The 20,026-nt window shown below is 59.6% G+C and carries 12 protein-coding genes; all 12 read right to left on the reverse strand.

Going from position 1 to position 20,026, the window contains the following annotated elements:
* Window positions 1-3: 3 nt before the first annotated feature.
* The 12 genes from gspE to aroB all read right to left on the reverse strand — a co-directional run bounded on the left by gspE (window position 4) and on the right by aroB (window position 19,922).
* Complete coding sequence (gspE, locus tag AB4N84_RS08350; RefSeq protein ID WP_460045947.1) at window positions 4-1,470, reverse strand: type II secretion system ATPase GspE; 1,467 nt, start codon at window positions 1,468-1,470, stop codon at window positions 4-6.
* Window positions 1,467-3,368 (reverse strand): type II secretion system secretin GspD, encoded by a 1,902-nt coding sequence (gene gspD / locus AB4N84_RS08355; RefSeq protein ID WP_460045949.1) that lies wholly within the window; start codon window positions 3,366-3,368, stop codon window positions 1,467-1,469. The genes gspE and gspD overlap by 4 nt, the downstream gene beginning before the upstream one ends.
* Before the next feature lie 2 nt (window positions 3,369-3,370).
* A complete protein-coding gene (locus AB4N84_RS08360) occupies window positions 3,371-3,838 on the reverse strand; it encodes a type II secretion system protein N (RefSeq protein WP_460045951.1) in 468 nt (155 codons plus the stop codon).
* A gap of 32 nt (window positions 3,839-3,870) precedes the next feature.
* Window positions 3,871-4,386 (reverse strand): cytochrome b, encoded by a 516-nt coding sequence (locus AB4N84_RS08365; RefSeq protein ID WP_460045953.1) that lies wholly within the window; start codon window positions 4,384-4,386, stop codon window positions 3,871-3,873.
* A gap of 63 nt (window positions 4,387-4,449) precedes the next feature.
* The gene (gene gbpA, locus AB4N84_RS08370) at window positions 4,450-5,901 is read right to left on the reverse strand and encodes an N-acetylglucosamine-binding protein GbpA (protein WP_460045954.1); all 1,452 of its coding nucleotides are present in this window, start codon (window positions 5,899-5,901) and stop codon (window positions 4,450-4,452) included.
* A gap of 349 nt (window positions 5,902-6,250) precedes the next feature.
* Entirely contained in the window at window positions 6,251-7,315 is a 1,065-nt protein-coding gene (gene hemE, locus AB4N84_RS08375; RefSeq protein WP_074751575.1) for a uroporphyrinogen decarboxylase, read from the reverse strand.
* 98 nt (window positions 7,316-7,413) lie between these two features.
* Window positions 7,414-8,943 (reverse strand): amidase family protein, encoded by a 1,530-nt coding sequence (locus AB4N84_RS08380; protein WP_460046964.1) that lies wholly within the window; start codon window positions 8,941-8,943, stop codon window positions 7,414-7,416.
* Window positions 8,944-9,152: 209 nt separating this feature from the next.
* The gene (locus AB4N84_RS08385; RefSeq protein WP_460045955.1) at window positions 9,153-10,682 is read right to left on the reverse strand and encodes an amidase family protein; all 1,530 of its coding nucleotides are present in this window, start codon (window positions 10,680-10,682) and stop codon (window positions 9,153-9,155) included.
* Between the two features lie 163 nt (window positions 10,683-10,845).
* Window positions 10,846-12,264, reverse strand: a complete 1,419-nt coding sequence (locus AB4N84_RS08390; protein WP_074751568.1) for an FAD-dependent oxidoreductase — start codon at window positions 12,262-12,264, stop codon at window positions 10,846-10,848.
* A 122-nt stretch (window positions 12,265-12,386) separates the two neighbouring features.
* Window positions 12,387-16,832: a glutamate synthase large subunit gene (gltB, locus tag AB4N84_RS08395; protein WP_460045956.1), complete on the reverse strand. Its 4,446-nt coding sequence runs from the start codon at window positions 16,830-16,832 to the stop codon at window positions 12,387-12,389.
* A gap of 359 nt (window positions 16,833-17,191) precedes the next feature.
* Complete coding sequence (locus AB4N84_RS08400; protein ID WP_074751564.1) at window positions 17,192-18,808, reverse strand: AAA family ATPase; 1,617 nt, start codon at window positions 18,806-18,808, stop codon at window positions 17,192-17,194.
* Window positions 18,809-18,818: 10 nt separating this feature from the next.
* Entirely contained in the window at window positions 18,819-19,922 is a 1,104-nt protein-coding gene (gene aroB, locus AB4N84_RS08405; protein WP_074751562.1) for a 3-dehydroquinate synthase, read from the reverse strand.
* Window positions 19,923-20,026 lie beyond the last annotated feature (104 nt).

Below are 20,026 nucleotides of genomic sequence, written 5' to 3' on the forward strand. Positions count from 1 at the left end.
TTCCTAGTTCTCCTGGCTCACACGCAGCAATTCGTCGAGGCTGGTCCGCCCCTCCATAACCAGTCGACGACCGTCGTGAAACAGACTGCGGGAACAGGTTCGGGCTTCCTGGGTCAGTTCAGGCTCACTTGCCGCGTTGTGAATCAGCTCTGCCAGCCGAGGCGTGACCGTAATCAACTCGTAGATGCCGATGCGTCCACGGTAACCCCGCTGGCAATGCTCACACCCCGTCGCCCTGAACAGCTCATGGCGTTTGCCGACGTCCAGACCCAGCCGCTCGACCGCCTTTTCGTCAGCAATCCAGGGCGTCTTGCAGTGCTCACACAACATTCGTACCAGACGTTGCGCCAACACACCCAAAAGTGAAGACGCGAGCAGATAGGCATCCACGCCCATATCCAGCAAACGGGTAACCGCGCCCACGGCGCTATTGGTGTGCAAGGTTGATAGCACCAGATGCCCGGTCAACGACGCCTGCACCGCAATATCCGAGGTTTCGCGATCACGGATCTCGCCAACCATCACAACGTCCGGATCCTGTCGCAGGATGGCCCGCAGGCCACGGGCAAACGTCATCTGGACCTTGGGATTGACCGGCGTCTGGCCGATGCCCGGCAGGTGGTATTCGATAGGGTCCTCGACCGTCAAAATGTTCCGCGTCTGATCATTGAGGTAGGTCAGCGCGGCATACAGACTGGTGGTCTTGCCGGAACCGGTTGGCCCGGTGACCAGAAAAATTCCGTGGGGCCTGCCCAGCAAATGTTCAAACTGCTCCAGCGTATCGTCAGGCATGCCCAGTTGCCGCAGGTCCAGTGCGCCCTTTCGCTTGTCCAGCAAGCGCAGCACCACCCGTTCTCCGTGGGCAGAGGGCAACGTGGAAACGCGCACGTCGACTTCATGCCCAGCCAGGCGCAACGCCATCCGACCATCCTGAGGGACGCGCTTTTCAGCGATATCCAGTCGCGACATCACCTTGATCCGAGAAACCAGTAGATTCGCCAGTTCCCGACGGGGTTTGAGCACTTCGCGCAACTGGCCGTCGACGCGAATGCGAACGGAAACACTGTGTTCGAACGTTTCAAGGTGCACATCCGAGGCTTTTTCACGCACAGCCTGGCTGAGCAACGCATTGATCAGCCGAATAATCGGAGCATCCCCCTCCTGCTCCAGCAGGTCGGCGGTTTGCGGCAATTGCTCGGCGACTTCCAGCAAATCGAGCTCGTCATCCAGCCCTTGCGCAACGTCCTCAGCCGCGCGTTGCCCATCGCTGTAGGCACTCGCCAGCTGCGCAGCGAAGTGCGGTTCATCGAGCATTTGCCAGGCAATATCACTGCCGCCGAACCGCCGCTGAACCTCCGAGAGTGCGGTAAACGGTGTGTCGGCACGCAACAACACCCTGGGACCGCTTTCGAGTTTTTCACACATCACGCCAAAACGCCGGGCGAAACCGAAGGGCAGCAACTGGGTCATGGCTTGCGCCCACGGCTCTGATGCAGATCGGTTTCGGCTGCCTCCGTTTCCCTGTCGAACAGCTGTCGGGCTTCGCCAGGTAGCAGCAACGAATTGCCGTTTCCCGGCCCGCTGAGGTTTCGCAACGACCGGTAGCGATCTGCCGTCACCTCAGCCAGCTCGTCTTTGCCACGCACAATGGTCGGGCGCAAAAAGATCATCAGATTGGTCTTTTCGCGAGTGTCGCTGCTCCAGCGAAACAAGGCGCCCAGCCAGGGGATGTTCTTGAGCAGCGGGACGCCGCTCTGGCGAGTTCGAACGCTGTCCTTGATCAGCCCCCCAATCACGATGATCTGGCCGTCGTCCGCGAGAATCGTGCTTTTGAGCGCTCGCTTGTTGGTGATCAGATCGTTCAGTCCCTCTACCGAGCTGGCGATCTCGGAGTTTTCCTGTTCGACTTCCAGACGCAGTGTCTCCCCGTCATTGATGTGCGGACGGATCTTCAGCTTGATGCCGATATCCTGACGGGTGACCGTGGTGTAAGGGTTTTCCGAGCCGCTGCCGGGGGTCTGATACGAACCGCTCTTGAACGGTACATTCTGCCCCACGAGGATTTCCGCCTCCTGGTTGTCGAGCGTCAACAGGCTCGGGGTAGAAAGCACATTGTTACGCGTGTCGCTAGCCAAAGCGTTGATCAGCACACCGAAGCGATCATTGCCTACGCGCAGTACCGCACCGTCGGGCAATTTGACGTCGCCCGCCGCCATTGCGGGAAAACTGATACCGGCTCCGGGAAAGTTGATAGCACCCAGGACACCGCCCGTCTGAGCCCCCCATTGCACGCCAAGCGCATTGGCAATGTCGCCGGAAACCTCAACGATGGCGGCGTGAATCAACACTTGGGAGCGCGGCTGGTCTAGCTGCTGTACCACGTGCTCCAGCGTTCGCAACTGCGCCGGCTCAGCAATAAGGACCAAGGCATTCTGGCTATCGTCGGACTTGACCATCGCCTTCTGTGCCGACGCGGCTCCTTTCTCGGCATTCTCGCCAAGCCCTGCCCCCATGGCATCGAGTACCTCCGCCAGTTGACGGGCATCACTGTGACGCAGTCGAATGACGCGTGAGTGCTCTGCGCGGGTCGAAGCCGGCGTGTCCAGATCCTTTGCCAGCGCGGCAAGGCGCCGGCGTGTCAATGGATTACCAACCAGCACCAGACGATTATTGCGAGTGTCGGCAATCACAAGTCCTCCGGCGTCGATGCCCTGCTTGCCCAGAGACTGTTCAAGCACCTTGGCCAGTTGCTCGGCCAGCCCGTGTCGTAAGGGAACGACCGAATGACCGCTCTTCTGTCCGGAATCCAGTTGAGCGACGATGCCGCCGATCCGATGCACATTGTTCGCCGTATCAGTGAGCACCAGCGCGTTGCTCGATGCTGACGGCCCTATATAGCCGTTCGCCGAGACCAGGGGGCGCAGCAGAGTGGAAAGATCGGCCGCGGTGCTGTTGCTCAACGCGATGACTTCAGTGACGAACTGGCCACTGCGGGCAGTGCGGCTGTCGGTCTGGCCGGCCCGCGTCTTCGCCTCTGCCACCGGCGCGATCAGGATACGTTCGCCCTCATCGATCACCGTGAAGTTATGGGAGTCGAGTACCGAATAGAAAAGCCGGCGCACGCCTTCGCGATCCATAGACTGATCCGACATGACCGTGATCCGCCCTTGAACGCGAGGGTCAAGAACAACGGTTGCGCCCAGGATCGAGGACATTTCACGGACCACGTCCCGCACGTCGGCGTCGTTCATTGCCAACTGCCATCGAGGCTCGTCGTCTGCAGCTCCCGTAGCGCTGTAGAAAGTCAGAACCAGCAAAACGATGCAGACAGCCTGTTTGCACCCACCCACCATGGCAACCATGTTCATGTTCAATCCTGAAGCTTGGCGGCATTGGGCCGCAGATGAGAGTGCACCATAGGCGTGACAGCAGTCGCAGTGCGCAGTACCGGCTGAGCCGACACCACCAGAGGCAGAACCTCCTCACGACCGTTACGCCATAAGAAAACCCGACCGGCGTCGATGCGTAGCACCACGCTGCCACTTGGCAGGCGCTCCCCTTCCCTATAACTCCTTTGGCTACCGCCCACCGTCAGCAGCGCTCTGGACTGCTTGCCCGAAGAAACCACGGTGCCACGCAATACGGCCGGTTCCTGACTGCGCGGGGCTGCCTCCTGAGTCTTGAAACCAAGCACCGTGAGCAACGCGCTGTTGTCTGGCGTGGGTAATGCCTCGAGGGGACGAGCGACAGGAGGGAATGCCGTGACGGCGTGCAGCCTCTGGCGATAGCTCCGCTCGGCCCAAAGCAAATGGGCGCCATAGCCCAGCACTGCGGCCATAACGAGGACGGCGAATCCGTGATGCCTGCTGATCAATGCCACATTCGCTTAATGATCGAATGGCCTGAAAGCTGATGTTTGATGACCGCCGCTACGTGCAACGTGATCAAAGCCGCGAGCGCGACACAACTCCAGGTATGGATCTGAGTGAACCATTCGCGCAGCCAGACGTGTGTCAAAACAGGGCCGAATTGAGCAAAGCCGAACACGTCGGCACCGTGTTGCATCATCAAGACGCCGCTGATCAACACCACCGTGGTCAAGGTATAAATGGCGCGATGCGTGAGACGGGCAGCCACCTGCTGAAGTGTCCATGAAGCATTAATACTTGTCGCAGAACGCGAAGCGGCCACATAAAGACGCAACATGAAAAACGGAATGAACACGGTTGTCAGCGACACATTGAAACTTGCCATACCGTCTTTTATTTCAGCGGGAAGTTCTAAAAAACTCAACAAGCTCCCCGTCACCAACGCCCACAAAATAACAACTGCAGAGAGCCAGTGAAGACCTATCTGCACGCGCGAATAAGATCCAGGCAAGTGCATATCAAATCCAGTCGTTAAGAGCTTTGAGCAGCGCAATGGAGCCGCTCAAAGCTTGAAGGTTACTTACTTGAGTATCCAGGCGTCTTGCCAGTCAGAACCGGTACCCGGCGTGTAATGATGAACATTCTGCGTGCACCAGCCAGCGGCCGGGAACGGTTTACACTCGTAAACGTTGCCGTCAGCAGGCTGAAGCACGGTTGTTCCGGCCACGTAGGTTTCAATGCCTTCCGGATAGACCGCATCGTAGTCCTGACCGCCGCCCTCGCCTTTGAGCTCCAGAACTTCCAGCGCCTGGCGCGTCGTACGACCGTCCGGCGTCACGCCGATCAATTTCAATTGATGGCTGCCCGGATTGCTCAGGAGTGCAATGTCCAGAGTTGCGTTGCCCGCCTGGACGAGGGATGTGCTCGATCCCACAGCCTTGTTGGCTGAATCGAATACCGTGGCCTGGATATTCATCGTGCGGTTGCTGGTCACGGTCACCGGCAGTGTCGCCCGCCCCTTTACTAGTTCAAGGTTTTTGTCGAAAGACTGAATGTTCAATTCGGCTTGAGCATCTTCCACCAATTCCATTTGCAGTTCGTAGCGATTGACCCCGCTTTCCTGCTTGGCATACAGATTGTTAGTGCCCCTGACGGGTTGAATCGTGCCATCTTCGCCACGTACGCCGGCACGCACGAGCGTATTGGCGGCGTTAAGTTGCTCAGCGAGCATGAACGACCAGTTTTCCGGTTTACCTTCCTCAGCAGTGGCGATAATCAATTGAGCGCTGAATTCCGAACTTTCTCCATCATTGGTCAGCGCTCTCGCAGTCACCTTGTCGCCGGTCAGCAGCCCATTGCGCGGCGTGATGTTACCCACAGGCCTCCAGCCATCCGGCGCCTCGGCTTCGGCAACGATGTTCACATCCACCACATCATGGAAAGCACCCGGCGTATCATCGACGGTCCAGATCCCTAGCAGGACATGGTGCCCTTCGCGGTCGCCTGGAATCTGGCAGGCATGCTTCTCCCGTGCAGGTCCTTCGCTGCCCTGGGGCTGGTCGGTCGGCAACTTTCCGCCGGCGTCGACCACGCAGAACGGGGTGAGATCAAAGGACTCACGGGTCAACGGCGCGTTGGGATTCCACCCGCTGCGGGTAATGAAATATTGATACTTCGTCGCGGGATGCGTTGCCTTGTAGTACCAGTCGAAGTTAACGGTCCTGTCTTTGATTTCGGTTTTGTGCCAGCGGTTGGCGGACTGGATATCGAGCGCAGAAAATTGAGACAGGGCCCCACTGGCGATCTTGCCATCCGGAACACCGGCTTCCGGGAACCCCTTTGCGGTCTCCCCCACACTTTGTGGTTCGTATTGAGCGGCGCCGCACTCTGTATTCAAACCCTTCTGACAAGCAAATGCCCGAGAAGGTGGATCATTAAGGTAGCCATGGGCGGCTGCAAATTGCGGAGACAGTAGCACCGCAAGTAGGGCGAGGGAGGATACCCGTGGTGATACGGCGGTCAGTGTCGACATCATTTTCTCATCCCGTGTAATTTTTAAACTATTCTTCCATGTAACGACAGCCTCGCTGATACTCCGCAGATCGACCAAAAACGTAGTTCGCGACGAATCAAAACACCGCTTGAGCTTAGTTATACTCATTCGAATTGAAATTAGCGTCTTCGGTAAACCAATAAGCGAGATCAAAAATTCTACGGACTATAAAATATTTAGATGTAGGAAACCGCCTCAGATACATGAAGAAACCTCTCTTATTTGTTACAGATGGAAGTCATTCAAACCTCAGCGTTATCTTCATAATCGCATGAGCAAAAAAAACGCCCGGCATCGACCGGGCGTTTTCGTATAGGCGTATCCGCGCTTACTGGTGGTACTTCGCTGACATCTCGTGCACCGCTTCGATGAAAGCCCCCGCATTGGCCGGGTCGACTTCCGGCGTGATGCCATGGCCAAGGTTGAAGACGTGGCCGGTGCCGCTGCCGTAGCTGGCGAGGATGTTCGACACTTCCTGGCGGATGGCCTGCGGATTTGCGTAAAGGACGGTCGGGTCCATGTTGCCTTGCAGCGCCACCTTGCTGCCGACACGACGGCGGGCTTCGCCGATGTCGCAGGTCCAGTCCAGGCCCAGCGCGTCGGCACCTGCGTCGGCGATGCTCTCCAGCCACAGGCCGCCGCCTTTGGTGAACAGGATGACCGGCACTTTACGACCGTCATGTTCGCGAATCAGGCCGCTGACAATCTTGCGCATGTAGGCCAGAGAAAACTCCTGATACGCAGCAGCAGAGAGGCTACCGCCCCAGCTGTCGAAGATCTGCACGGCTTGCGCGCCCGCCAGGATCTGACCATTGAGGTACGCGGTCACCGACTGCGCCAGCTTGTCCAGCAGCAGGTGCATGGCTTGAGGGTTGTCGTAGAGCATCGCTTTGGATTTGCGGAAATCCTTGGACGAGCCACCTTCGACCATGTACGTCGCCAGGGTCCATGGGCTGCCGGAGAAGCCGATCAGCGGCACGCGCCCGTTAAGCTCGCGACGAATCGTGCTGACGGCGTCCATCACATAGCCCAGGTCTTTCTGGGCATCCGGGATTGGCAACGCTTCGATGTCGGCCAGGGTGCTGACGGTTTTCTTGAAACGCGGGCCTTCGCCGGTTTCGAAATACAGGCCCAGGCCCATGGCGTCAGGCACGGTGAGGATGTCGGAGAACAGGATCGCCGCATCCAGCGGATAGCGTTCCAGCGGCTGCAACGTGACTTCGCAAGCGAACGCCGGATTCATGCACAGGCTCATGAAATCGCCGGCCTTGGCGCGGCTGGCGCGGTATTCCGGCAGATAACGACCCGCCTGACGCATCATCCAAACCGGCGTGACGTCAACGGGTTGCTTGAGCAGGGCGCGAAGGAAACGGTCGTTCTTGAGGGCAGTCATGGCGGCATCCGCAAAAAAAGTGCGGGCATTTTCTCAGACACAGACGTAAAAGGCACGGTAAGTACCGCGCCTTTTGTCTATGGGGGCGATTTGTCGCATCAACCCGCAGCGGCTTCAGACGCCGGCTGAGCTGGCGAACTGTCCTTCAGTGCCTGTTCAAACGCATAGGCAAAGGACAGCAGAGACGCCTCACTCCAGGCGGTGCCGAAGAAGTACAGGCCCGTAGGATCGCCATCTTCGTCAAAACCTGATGGCACGGTAATTCCTGGGTAGCCCGCGCGCGCGCCGTAGGATTTGAGCACGCCACTCGACAGGTCCAGCAGCGCGTCCAGCGAGTGGTTGCGCAACGCATTGTCGATGGCCATCCGATTATTGTTTTTGAGCGCACTGGTCATTCTGAAATAACTGGTCTGTGAAAAGCTTTGCTGTTGAGCCTGTTCCAGGTTGCCCTGACCGTAATTCTCCTCGCCCGGATTGCTGGCGTTGAACGCGATGATGTCCGACAGCGTGCTGACCGGCAGGCCGGATCGGGTCTGAAGGTAGACCGCCAGTTCGCGCTTGAAATCCAGTTGCAGCAGCGGCCAGGTAAAGGCGCCCTCGGCCGGATTGGCCAGCAGGACGGGCACCAGCGTGGCGCCCGCTGCCTTGAGGATCTTGCCGACCCGGATGAACTCGGGATCGGTCAGCATCGGAACACCCCCGAAACCGTAAAGGGGGTAACCCAGACGCGCACCTCTGAGTGAATCCCGATCCAGCAAGGCGTGATAGTCGACAGGCCCGTTCGGTACCTGATACGTGGCGGTGTCCCGAGCGTCCGTACCGCTCATCGCCGAGAGCAGGAGCGCGGCATCGGTGACCGTGCGCGCCATCGGTCCGGGTGTGTCCTGACGGCTGGAGATAGGAATGACGCCCGCCCGGCTCAAAAGGCCCACGGTCGGTCGAATCCCCACGACGCCATTTCTGAAGGCAGGGCAGATGATCGAACCGTTGGTTTCCGTGCCCACAGAAACAGGCACGAAACCCGCTGCTACAGCCGCAGCCGAGCCCGAGCTTGAGCCGCAGGTAGTGGCGTCGGGGTTATGGGGATTGCGCGTCTGCCCGCCGCGACCACTCCAGCCATGGGGAATGGTTCGGCCGCGAAAGTTAGACCATTCGCTCAAATTCGATTTGCCGAGAATGATCGCGCCGGACGCCCGTAAACGTTGCACCACGAATGCATCCTTTGATGCAGGCTGGCCAACCATTGCCAGTGAACCCGCAGACGTTTGCATCTTGTCCGCCGTGTCGAAGACATCTTTAACCAATACCGGCACGCCGTGAAGAGGTCCGAGGTCACGGCCTTCGGCGCGCTCCTTGTCCATGTGCGCGGCGATCGCCAGCGCATCCGGATTAACTTCAATGACAGCGTTGAGTCGCGGGCCTTTTTTGTTCAACGCTTCTATGCGTGCCAACAGTTGCCGGACCAGCGCGACAGACGTCAACTCGCCTGAGGACAAGCGCTGTTGCAATTGAACCGTTGATGCGAAATCGCTGGGGTCGGGGGCAATCAGCGATGCGAAGACCGGCCCGTCCAGCTCCGGCTCCAGCTCCGGCTCCTCATCGGCATGAACACAATTCAGGCCACCCATCACCAGGGCGAACAGCAGTGCAGTGGTTTTCATCCATCAAATCCCTTTCGTTGAAAACGCTCGTTAGTGAGCGAAAACCAGGGAGTTTAGAAAGATGCGAGGCGTCGGATAGCGGCGCGTTCAGCAACGGATGTCAGATGCGTAAGTACCCGCTGTGCGATACGTGAAAGCCGGCGTTTCCCCTGCAATGCTGCCACCCGCCTACCTGCCTACAAGTCCTGCCTGCCCGCGGGCAATCCCTGCTCCAGTGCATAAGCAAAGCTCAACAACCTCGCCTCGTCCCAAGCGGTGGACAGCCAATACAGGCCCAGCGGCATTCCTTTTTCGTTGGCCCCTACAGGCAAGGTTAAGCCTGGATATCCCGCGAGGGCACCTGAACCGTTGAAGGACCTGTCAGACCAATCGATGAGCGCATCCAACCCGTACTTTCCCATTAGCCCATCGATCAATTCGCGGTGAGTACGCTGAAGTTGTGTTGCCGCCTCGAAGTACAACTGCTGCTCGATATCCATCGACGATGAATTGATCAGGTTGTTCTGGTCATAGTTCTCAGCCCCGAGGTGCCGGGTATTGAACGCGACAATGTCATTCATAGAGCGCACATCCAGCCCGGGACGGGTTTGCAGGTAAGTGTTGAGTTCAGCGGCAAAATCCGCCTGAAGCAACTCCCACTCTGTGTATCTATTACTGGCAGGGACATCAATCGGGACCAGTATCGCGCCGATCCGGCGCAAGTGCTTTTTGATCGTTTCAAATGCAGGATCATCGTCCATGAATTGACCGTCCACCGTCTTCACCGGATAGCCCAGACGCTTACCTTGCAGGGCGTCCGCTCTAAGGTAGGGAAGATAGTCCACAGGATTATTGGGCACACCATAGGTAGCCTTGTCTCGCGCATCCTTGCCGCTCATGGCGGTCAGCATAAGGGCAGCATCGGTGACGGTCCGCGCCATCGGGCCGGGCGTGTCCTGGCGGCTGGAAATAGGGATCACACCTGCTCGGCTGAGCAAGCCGGTGGTGGGCCGCACGCCCACAACACCGTTCTTGCTGGCCGGGCAGATGATCGAGCCATGGGTTTCCGTCCCGATTGAAACTGGAGCAAATCCTGCGGCAACGCCGACTGCTGAACCCGAACTGGAACCGCAAACCTCACTGGCCAGATCATGGGGATTACGGGTCTGTCCGCCACGGCCGCTCCAACCGTTGGGAATATTGTCGCCCCGGAAAGCGGACCACTCGCTGAGGTTGGCTTTGCCCAGAATGATCGCGCCGGCCTCTCGAAGTTTGTTCACCACGAACGCATCGTACTGCGGTGCCGGGCCCACTAGCGCCGGTGAGCCCGCGGTCGTTTGCATCTTGTCTGCGGTATCGAAGTTGTCCTTAACCAATACCGGAATGCCGTGCAACGGACCGCGCGTTGCGTTCGCAGCGCGTTCTCGATCCAACTGCTCGGCGATGCCAAGGGCATCAGGATTGATTTCAATCACTGCATTGAGCTGCGGGCCCTTGTTGTTGAGGGCATCGATGCGCCGAAGCAGATGTGTCACCAGCTCTACAGAGGTCAGGCTGCCTGAGCTCATCAATGCCTGGAGCGCCACGCTGGACTGAAAGTCGACAGGCTGGCTTTCTATGACCGAGCCAAATACCGGGCCATCGAAGATGGCGGCAATCTGATCATCCGCGAATGCCCAGGGGGCACTGAAAAGGGAAAGGAATATCCCTGTTTTGAATACGTTCATTATCTACCGTCCTTGGTCGAAAGCGCTCGAATGTGAGCGACGTTTGCGAGCTTAGGCCAGGTAGACGAAACGGCATGTCAGAGGAATAAGCGTACTGCGCAGGAATTAGCTGAAGGCTTGCACGGGGCGCGCCGTCAAGCAGCGCACCCCGATGACACACGCGTCAGACGCCCAGGTAGTCCAGGATACCTTCAGCGGCATTGCGCCCTTCGAAGATTGCCGTGACCACCAGGTCGGAACCCCGGACCATGTCGCCGCCGGCGAAGATCTTCGGGTTGCTGGTCTGGTGCTTGAACTTGCCTTGCTCTGGCGCAACAACGCGGCCTTGGCTGTCAGTGTCGATGCTGAACTGCTCGAACCATGGCGCCGGGCTCGGACGGAAACCGAACGCGATGACCACGGCGTCGGCCGGGATGATCTCTTCGGAACCCGGAATCGGCTCAGGGCTGCGACGGCCACGGGCATCAGGCTCGCCCAGGCGGGTCTCGACGACCTTGACGCCTTCAACCTTGTCCTCGCCCACGATGGCGATCGGCTGACGGTTGTAGAGGAACTTCACGCCTTCTTCCTTGGCGTTTTTCACTTCCTTGCGCGAGCCCGGCATGTTTTCTTCGTCACGACGATAAGCGCAGGTGACCGACTTGGCGCCTTGACGGATCGACGTGCGGTTGCAGTCCATCGCGGTGTCACCACCGCCCAGCACGACCACTTTCTTGCCCTTCATATCGACGAAGTCTTCCGGCGACTTTTCAAAGCCCAGATTGCGGTTGACGTTGGCGATCAGGAAATCCAGCGCGTCGTGTACACCCGGCAAGTCTTCACCCGGGAAGCCACCCTTCATGTACGTGTACGTTCCCATGCCCATGAACACGGCGTCGTACTCTTCCAGCAACTGCTCGACGGTGATGTCTTTGCCGACTTCGGTATTGAGACGGAACTCGATACCCATGCCGGTGAAGACTTCGCGACGGTTGCTCAGCACGCTCTTCTCGAGCTTGAACTCCGGAATACCGAAGGTCAGCAGGCCGCCGATTTCCGGGTTCTTGTCGAAGACGACCGGGGTCACGCCACCCCGTACCAGCACGTCGGCACAGCCCAGACCTGCAGGGCCTGCACCAATGATGGCCACACGCTTGCCGGTCGGCACGACCCGGGACATGTCCGGACGCCAGCCCATGGCGAACGCGGTGTCGGTGATGTATTTCTCCACCGAACCGATGGTCACCGCGCCGAAGCCGTCGTTGAGGGTGCACGCACCTTCGCACAGACGGTCCTGCGGGCACACGCGGCCGCAGACTTCCGGCAGGGTGTTGGTCTGGTGCGACAGCTCGGCCGCCGCGAGGATGTTGCCCTCGGACACCAGCTTGAGCCAGTTGGGAATGAAGTTGTGCACCGGGCACTTCCATTCGCAATACGGGTTACCGCAACCCAGGCAGCGGTGGGCTTGATCAGCCGATTGCTGGGGCTTGAAGGGCTCGTAGATTTCAACGAACTCTTTCTTGCGTTGACGCAACAGTTTCTTCTTCGGATCTTTGCGCCCGACATCGATGAACTGGAAGTCGTTACTCAGACGTTCAGCCATGGTGTTAAAACTCCTGACTGCTGCTTCAAGCGCCAAGCTTGAAGCAGCAAGAAAATCATGTTCGCAGGCACTCGCGCGCTGCCGTTAGCTTGCGGCTTGAAGCGTGCCGCTGACAGCTGCCCTTATTGCGGATTTGCGCGGGTGCTGGACAACAAGGATTTCAGGTTTGCAGCCTTAGGCTTCACCAGCCAGAAGCGACGCAGGTAGTCGTCCAGGTTTTCCCAGAGATTACGGCCCCACTCACTGTCGGTTTCCGCCACGTACTCGGCCAGCACGCGCTCCAGATGGCTGCGATAGGCTTCCATCGCTTCGCCGCTGATGCGCTGAATTTCAACCAGTTCGTGGTTGACCCGGTCAACGAAGGTGTTGTCCTGATCCAGCACGTAGGCGAAACCACCGGTCATGCCTGAGCCGAAGTTGTAGCCGGTCTTGCCCAGTACGCAGACGAAGCCGCCCGTCATGTATTCGCAGCAGTGATCGCCAGTGCCTTCCACCACGGTGTGGGCGCCAGAGTTACGCACCGCGAAACGCTCGCCTGCGGTTCCGGCAGCAAAAAGCTTGCCGCCCGTGGCGCCGTACAGACAGGTGTTGCCGATGATGGCGCTGTCCTGGGTTTTGAACGGGCTGCCTTTTGGCGGCACGATCACCAGCTTGCCAGCGGTCATGCCTTTACCGACGTAGTCGTTGGCGTCGCCTTCCAGGTACATGTTCAGACCACCGGCGTTCCACACACCGAAGCTCTGACCCGCGGTGCCTTTGAAGCGGAAGGTCACCGGAGCGTCTTTCATGCCCTGGTTGCCGTGCAGCTTGGCGATTTCGCCGGAAATCCGCGCGCCGATGGAACGGTCGCAGTTGCAGATATCCAGTGCGTAGTCGCCGCCGGACTTGGACTCGATGGCCGACTTGGCCATCTCGACCATCTTCTCGGCCAGCAGGCCCTTGTCGAACGGCGGGTTGCGGTCGACCAGGCTGAACTGAGGCTTGTCGGCAGGAATGTGATCGCTGCCCAGCAAAGGCGTCAGGTCCAGATGCTGTTGCTTGGCGGTCTCGCCCGGCAGGATGTCCAGCAAGTCGGTACGGCCGATCAGTTGTTCCAGCGAACGCACGCCCAGCTTGGCCAGCCACTCGCGGGTTTCTTCAGCCACGTAGGTGAAGAAGTTGATCACCATGTCGACGGTGCCGATGTAGTGATCCTTGCGCAGCTTGTCGTTCTGGGTCGCCACGCCGGTCGCGCAGTTGTTCAGGTGGCAGATACGCAGATATTTGCAACCCAGCGCGATCATTGGCGCCGTGCCGAAGCCGAAGCTTTCAGCGCCGAGGATGGCTGCCTTGATCACGTCCAGACCGGTTTTCAGACCACCGTCGGTCTGTACCCGGACCTTGCCGCGCAAGTCGTTGCCGCGCAGAGTCTGGTGGGTTTCGGCCAGGCCGATTTCCCACGGAGCGCCCGCGTACTTGATCGACGACAGCGGCGATGCACCTGTACCGCCGTCGTAACCGGAGATGGTGATCAGGTCGGCATAAGCCTTGGCAACACCGGCAGCGATGGTGCCGACGCCCGCTTCTGCCACCAGTTTGACCGAGACCAGCGCCGACGGATTGACCTGTTTCAGGTCAAAAATCAGCTGCGACAAATCTTCGATGGAATAGATGTCGTGGTGCGGCGGAGGCGAAATCAGGGTCACGCCCGGCACTGCATAACGCAGCTTGGCGATCAGGCCGTTGACCTTGCCGCCTGGCAATTGACCGCCCTCGCCCGGCTTGGCGCCTTGAGCGACCTTGATCTGCAGCACATCGGCGTTGACCAGGTATTCAGGTGTCACACCGAAGCGGCCGGTTGCGATCTGCTTGATCTTGGAGCTGCGGATCGTGCCGTAGCGCGCCGGATCTTCGCCGCCCTCACCGGAGTTGGAGCGCGCCCCCAGACGGTTCATCGCTTCGGCCAGCGCTTCGTGAGCTTCAGGCGACAGCGCACCCAGCGAGATACCCGCCGAGTCGAATCGCTTGAGGATCGCTTCCAGCGGCTCGATGTCGTCAATCGACAACGGCGTCTCCAGCTCCTTGACCTTGAACAGGTCGCGGATCATCGACACCGGACGATTGTCCACCAGCGCGGTGTATTCCTTGAATTTGCTGTAGTCGCCCTGCTGCACGGCCGCTTGCAACGTCGCCACCACGTCAGGGTTGTAAGCATGGTATTCGCCGCCGTAGACAAACTTCAGCAGGCCGCCTTGCTGGATCGGCTTGCGCGGGCTCCAGGCTTCGCCGGCCAGTGCCTTCTGCTCGTCTTCGATGTCGACAAACCGTGCGCCCTTGATGCGGCTTGGCACACCACGGAAGCTGAGGTCGCAGACTTCTTCGGACAGCCCGATGGCCTCGAAAAGCTGCGCACCGCGATACGACGCGATGGTCGAGATGCCCATCTTCGACAGAATCTTGAGCAGGCCCTTGGTGATGCCTTTGCGGTAGTTCTTGAAGACTTCGTACAGATCGCCCAGCACTTCACCGGTGCGGATCAGGTCACCCAGCACTTCATAGGCCAGGAACGGATACACCGCTGACGCACCGAAGCCGACCAGTACCGCGAAGTGGTGCGGGTCACGCGCCGTCGCGGTTTCGACCAGAATGTTGCTGTCGCAACGCAGGCCTTTTTCGGTCAGGCGGTGGTGCACCGCGCCGGTGGCCAACGACGCGTGAATAGGCAGTTTGCCCGGCGCGATATGACGGTCGCTCAGCACAATCTGGGTACGACCGGAACGCACGGCCTCTTCAGCCTGATCAGCAACGTTACGCACGGCGGCTTCCAGGCCGATGCTCTCGTCGTAGTTCAGGTCGATGATCGCGCGGTCGAAGCCTGGACGATCCAGGTTCATCAGCGAGCGCCATTTGGCCGGAGAAATGACCGGCGAGCTCAGGATCACGCGCGAGGCGTGCTCTGGCGACTCCTGGAAGATGTTGCGCTCGGCACCGAGGCAGACTTCCAGCGACATGACGATGGCTTCACGCAGCGGGTCGATCGGCGGGTTAGTCACCTGCGCGAACTGCTGACGGAAGTAGTCATACGGCGTGCGCACACGGCGCGACAGCACGGCCATAGGCGTGTCATCGCCCATGGAGCCGACCGCTTCCTGACCTTGCTCGCCCAGCGGACGCAGCACCTGATCACGCTCTTCGAACGTGACCTGGAACATCTTCATGTACTGCTTGAGCTGATCCGGGTTGTAGAACGCCGAGCCGTGATCGTGATCTTCCAGGGTGGCCTGGATACGCAGCGCGTTCTTGCGCAGCCACTGCTTGTAAGGGTGGCGCGACTTCAGACGGCTGTCGATGGCGTCGGTGTCGAGGATCTGGCCGGTCTCGGTGTCCACGGCGAAGATCTGGCCCGGGCCCACACGGCCCTTGGCAATGACGTCTTCCGGGGTGTAGTTCCACACGCCGATTTCGGACGCCAGCGTGATGTAGCCGTTCTTGGTGGTGACCCAGCGCGCCGGACGCAGACCGTTACGGTCGAGCAGGCAGACGGCGTGGCGACCTTCGGTCATCACGATACCGGCCGGGCCGTCCCACGGCTCCATGTGCATGGAGTTGAATTCATAGAACGCCCGCAGATCCGGGTCCATGGTTTCAACGTTCTGCCATGCAGGTGGCACGAGCATGCGCACGCCGCGGAACAGGTCGATGCCGCCGGTCACCATCAGTTCCAGCATGTTGTCCATGCTCGAGGAGTCCGAACCGACACGGTTGACCAACGGGCCCAGCTCGTCGAGGTCCATCAGTTCGTTGGTGAACTTGGTGCGACGCGCCTGCGCCCAGTTGCGGTTACCGGTGATGGTGTTGATCTCGCCGTTGTGGGCGAGGAAGCGGAACGGCTGAGCCAGCGGCCATTTCGGCAGGGTGTTGGTCGAGAAGCGCTGGTGGAACACGCAGATCGCGGTCTGCAGGCGCTCGTCGTTGAGGTCTGGATAGAATGCCGTGAGGTCACGCGGCATCATCAGGCCTTTGTAGATGATGGTCTTGTGCGAAAAGCTGCAGATGTAGTGGTCGGTGTCGGCGGCGTTGGACACCGACGAACGGCGACGGGCGCAGAACAGCTTGATCGCGAATTCCTGATCGCTCAGGCCTTCGCCACCGATAAACACTTGCTCGATCTTGGGCAGACGCTCCAGCGCCAGACGGCCCAGCACGCTGGTGTCGATCGGCACTTCGCGCCAGCCGATGAGGGTCAGGCCCTCGGCCAGGATTTCGCGATTCATGTTCTCGCGAGCAGCCTGCGCCTTGGCATCGTCCTGGTTGAGGAACACCATGCCCACGCAATACTGACGCGGCAGTTCGACGCTGAATTGCTCTTTGGCCACAGCGCGCAGAAACATGTCGGGTTTTTGAATCAACAGCCCGCAACCGTCACCGGTCTTGCCGTCGGCGTTGATCCCACCACGGTGGGTCATGCAGGTCAGGGCTTCGATAGCCGTCTGCAACAGGTGATGACTGGGCTCGCCTTGCATATGGGCGATCAGGCCGAAACCACAGTTATCCTTGAATTCTTCTGGATGGTACAGACCTGCTTTCATAGACACATTCTCACCAGGCTGCCTCTTAACGAGACAAATTTCTTTTCAATTCAACCATTTACCGTCCACGCTGAACGTACGCCAGCTTTGCGGGAGCAAAAGGGAGGTCATTGTACACACCGACACAAAACCTCACAAATTTAGCGACGAAACGTCGCAAATTTATGTCGCATTCATGAAAGGTTTTAAAGCGATTCTCGTGCTAGCCAGAGCTTTTTTGCGAGTCTGACCAAACAGAACCCAAAATTCAATGTGTGTCTGAGACGCAGACACCACAAGGCGCGCTGCTCGTTGGCAGCACGCTCATGCGGGAAATTCGGGGGAGCTAACCGAGCGACCCGGGTAGGGTCGCTGCGTTCTTAGCGAGCTGCGGCGAGTTCCTGTTGGATACTGCCGACAGTACGAGGCCAAGGTTTACCAGCCTGAACCTTCGCTGGCAAGACTTTGATCGCGGCGAGTGCCGCATTGCGGTCTGCAAAACTGCCGTAAGTCACTACGTACAGCGGCTTGCCCTGCAGGGTTTTCTTGAAGTAACGGTACTCGGCGCCCTGTTCTTTCACGTAGCTCTGAGCAGTGGCTTCGGAGCTGGTGCCGAGGATCTGCACCACGTAGTGAGTCGGCGCCTGACCTGCGTACCACGTGCCGCCGGCCGAAGCGGGAGCGGCGGCAGACGGCTTGGCGGCAGGTGCTGGTGCTGGCTTGGCGGTCGCGACCTGAGTCGGTGCCGGTTTTGCGGCAGGTGCCGGTGCTGGCGCAGGCTTGGCGGCCGGTGCAGGACGCGGCGTCGGGACTGGCGTTTGCGCCATCGCTGGAGCAGGACCCGCTGCAGCGCCGGCCGGTGGCGCGGTCGTGGTCACGGTCGGCGGCTGCAACGACTGGTTGGCGGCTGGGCCACCGTCCTCGCCATCGCCCTCACCCGAGCCTGCGGCTTCGGCCAGAGGGCCGCGCATGACCGGCTGAGAGTTGCCGACCAACGGTAGCGGCATTGGCTGCGAGTTCCCGGCGAACTCGATGGCCGGCCCCCCGTTGTTCGACTGCTGAGCAGGCGCCTGACCCTGGCCCAGCGGCAGTTGTGCCTGGGAATTGGCGGGCGCTGTCGCGGGCGCGTTGTTGCGACCCGGAATCAACCAGGCAGCCAAAACCGCTGCAACAACAACCCCACCCAAAGCCAACACGTGTTTCTTAGGCATTTTGAACCCCATACTTGGACGCTTGACCGCAGAGCGGCTGGCGATCATGGCTTCGATCATCGAATCGCGCGCGACCTGGTTGATCGCGCCCGGCCATCCATTGGACTGCTCGTGAATATCGGCAATCTGCTCGGCACTGAACACTTCAATGCCTTGGCCAGCGCCATCCAGCCGCTGTGCCAGATACTCACGGGTTTCTTCTTCGGTATACGGTGCAAGCTCGATAACGTGGAAGCGTTCTTCTTCAGTGCCGCTCTCGGCGCACAGCTGATCCAGACGATCGATGATCGATGCCTCGCCGAACAGGAAGACGTGCGGACGCCCTTCCGGAGTGCCCGCTGCCAATCCCAACAACGCTTCGAGTGCGGATTCGCCCAGTTGTTCGGCATCGTCCACGAGGATGTAGACTTCCTGGCCGGTCAGGGCCAGTTGCACGACCTGCGACAGAATGGCTTTCATTTCGGGCTGAGCGACATTCAGGGCCTGAGCCACCTGGCGCAGCACACCCGATGCGTCACCGGCACCACGGGCGGAAACCACCACGCTCTGCACAGACTGCTTGTTCGTGCTCGCGACCAACGCCTGGCGCAGCAAGGTCTTGCCGCTGCCGTGAGGCCCGGTGACCAGCAACAGCAACTGGCTGTAGCGGGCGAGGTGGTGCAGCTGCCCCAGCACCGGTTTGCGCTGGGCAGGGAAAAACTTGAAGCCGGGGACCCGCGTGGCAAAGGGGTCATGACTCAATTGGTAATGACCGAGGAAGGCCTCATCGGCGTGCAAACTAGTCATGGATTTTTCATTAACCTCTAAGCTGATCCACCAAGGCGCGGTAGTCCGCGACCAGTGTGGCCTGTAGTACTTCTTTTGGATATTCGTCAGTCACCACTGCTTCACCCATCCGGCGCAGCAGCACCAGGCGCAGACGACCATCGATCACCTTCTTGTCCACCGCCATGTGCTCGAGGAAATGCTCAGGCGTCATGTCTTCAGGCGGAACCACCGGCAACCCGGCACGCTGAAACAGACGGATACCACGGTCTCGTTCCTGCTCGCTGATCCAGCCAAGCCGCGCCGACATCTCCAGCGCCATGACCGTACCCGCAGCAACGGCTTCGCCATGCAGCCAGACCCCGTAACCCATGTGGGTTTCGATGGCGTGGCCGAACGTATGCCCCAGATTCAAGGTGGCGCGCACGCCCGACTCGCGTTCATCCGCGCCCACGACCGCAGCCTTGGCCGCACAGGAGCGCTCGATGGCAGTGGTCAGCGCGACTTGATCCAGACCGCGCAGCCTGTCCACATTCTCTTCGAGCCACGTCAGGAACGGTTCGTCACAAATCAGACCGTATTTGATGACCTCGGCAAGCCCGGCCGACAGCTCGCGTTCAGGCAGGGTGTTCAGCGACGCGGTGTCGATGAGCACAGCGTTCGGCTGATAGAACGCGCCCACCATGTTCTTGCCCAGCGGATGGTTGATCCCGGTCTTGCCGCCCACGGAGGAGTCGACTTGAGACAGCAGTGTGGTCGGAACCTGAATGAAATCTACGCCGCGCTGATAACAGGCGGCGGCAAAACCCGCCATGTCGCCGATCACACCGCCACCCAGCGCAATCACGGTCGTGCGACGGTCGTGGCGCGCGGTCAGCAGGGCGTCGAAGATCAGCTGCAGGGTTTCCCAGTTCTTGAAGGCTTCGCCGTCGGGCAGGACGATTGGCAGGACGTTGTAACCGGCGAGCGCTTGAGTCAGGCGCTCCATGTACAGCGGCGCAACGGTGGCATTGGAAACGATCGCCACTTGCTTGCCGGCAATGTAGGGCTTGAGCAGTTCGGGCCGATCCAACAAGCCTTCGCCAATGTGAATCGGGTAGCTGCGCTCGCCGAGCTCGACCTTGAGTGTCTGCATGTGTCCCCACACTGTTCTAACAATTGGATGCCTGTTCGACGCATGGGCGTCGATACGGACCACGGCGCAAGGCCATTTGGCGGCCCCGCTTTTTATGGTCGCCG

This window comes from Pseudomonas sp. S2_H01 (assembly GCF_054668305.1).

Excerpts from the sequence above, each read along its gene's own strand:
- gspE (WP_460045947.1), bottom strand. The coding sequence starts at position 1,470 with ATGACCCAGTTGCTGCCCTTCGGTTTCGCCCGGCGTTTTGGCGTGATG.
- gspD (WP_460045949.1), bottom strand. The coding sequence starts at position 3,368 with ATGAACATGGTTGCCATGGTGGGTGGGTGCAAACAGGCTGTCTGCATC.
- AB4N84_RS08360 (WP_460045951.1), bottom strand. The coding sequence starts at position 3,838 with ATGGCCGCAGTGCTGGGCTATGGCGCCCATTTGCTTTGGGCCGAGCGG.
- AB4N84_RS08365 (WP_460045953.1), bottom strand. The coding sequence starts at position 4,386 with ATGCACTTGCCTGGATCTTATTCGCGCGTGCAGATAGGTCTTCACTGG.
- gbpA (WP_460045954.1), bottom strand. The coding sequence starts at position 5,901 with ATGTCGACACTGACCGCCGTATCACCACGGGTATCCTCCCTCGCCCTA.
- hemE (WP_074751575.1), bottom strand. The coding sequence starts at position 7,315 with ATGACTGCCCTCAAGAACGACCGTTTCCTTCGCGCCCTGCTCAAGCAA.
- AB4N84_RS08380 (WP_460046964.1), bottom strand. The coding sequence starts at position 8,943 with ATGGGTGGCCTGAATTGTGTTCATGCCGATGAGGAGCCGGAGCTGGAG.
- AB4N84_RS08385 (WP_460045955.1), bottom strand. The coding sequence starts at position 10,682 with ATGAACGTATTCAAAACAGGGATATTCCTTTCCCTTTTCAGTGCCCCC.
- AB4N84_RS08390 (WP_074751568.1), bottom strand. The coding sequence starts at position 12,264 with ATGGCTGAACGTCTGAGTAACGACTTCCAGTTCATCGATGTCGGGCGC.
- gltB (WP_460045956.1), bottom strand. The coding sequence starts at position 16,832 with ATGAAAGCAGGTCTGTACCATCCAGAAGAATTCAAGGATAACTGTGGT.
- AB4N84_RS08400 (WP_074751564.1), bottom strand. The coding sequence starts at position 18,808 with ATGACTAGTTTGCACGCCGATGAGGCCTTCCTCGGTCATTACCAATTG.
- aroB (WP_074751562.1), bottom strand. The coding sequence starts at position 19,922 with ATGCAGACACTCAAGGTCGAGCTCGGCGAGCGCAGCTACCCGATTCAC.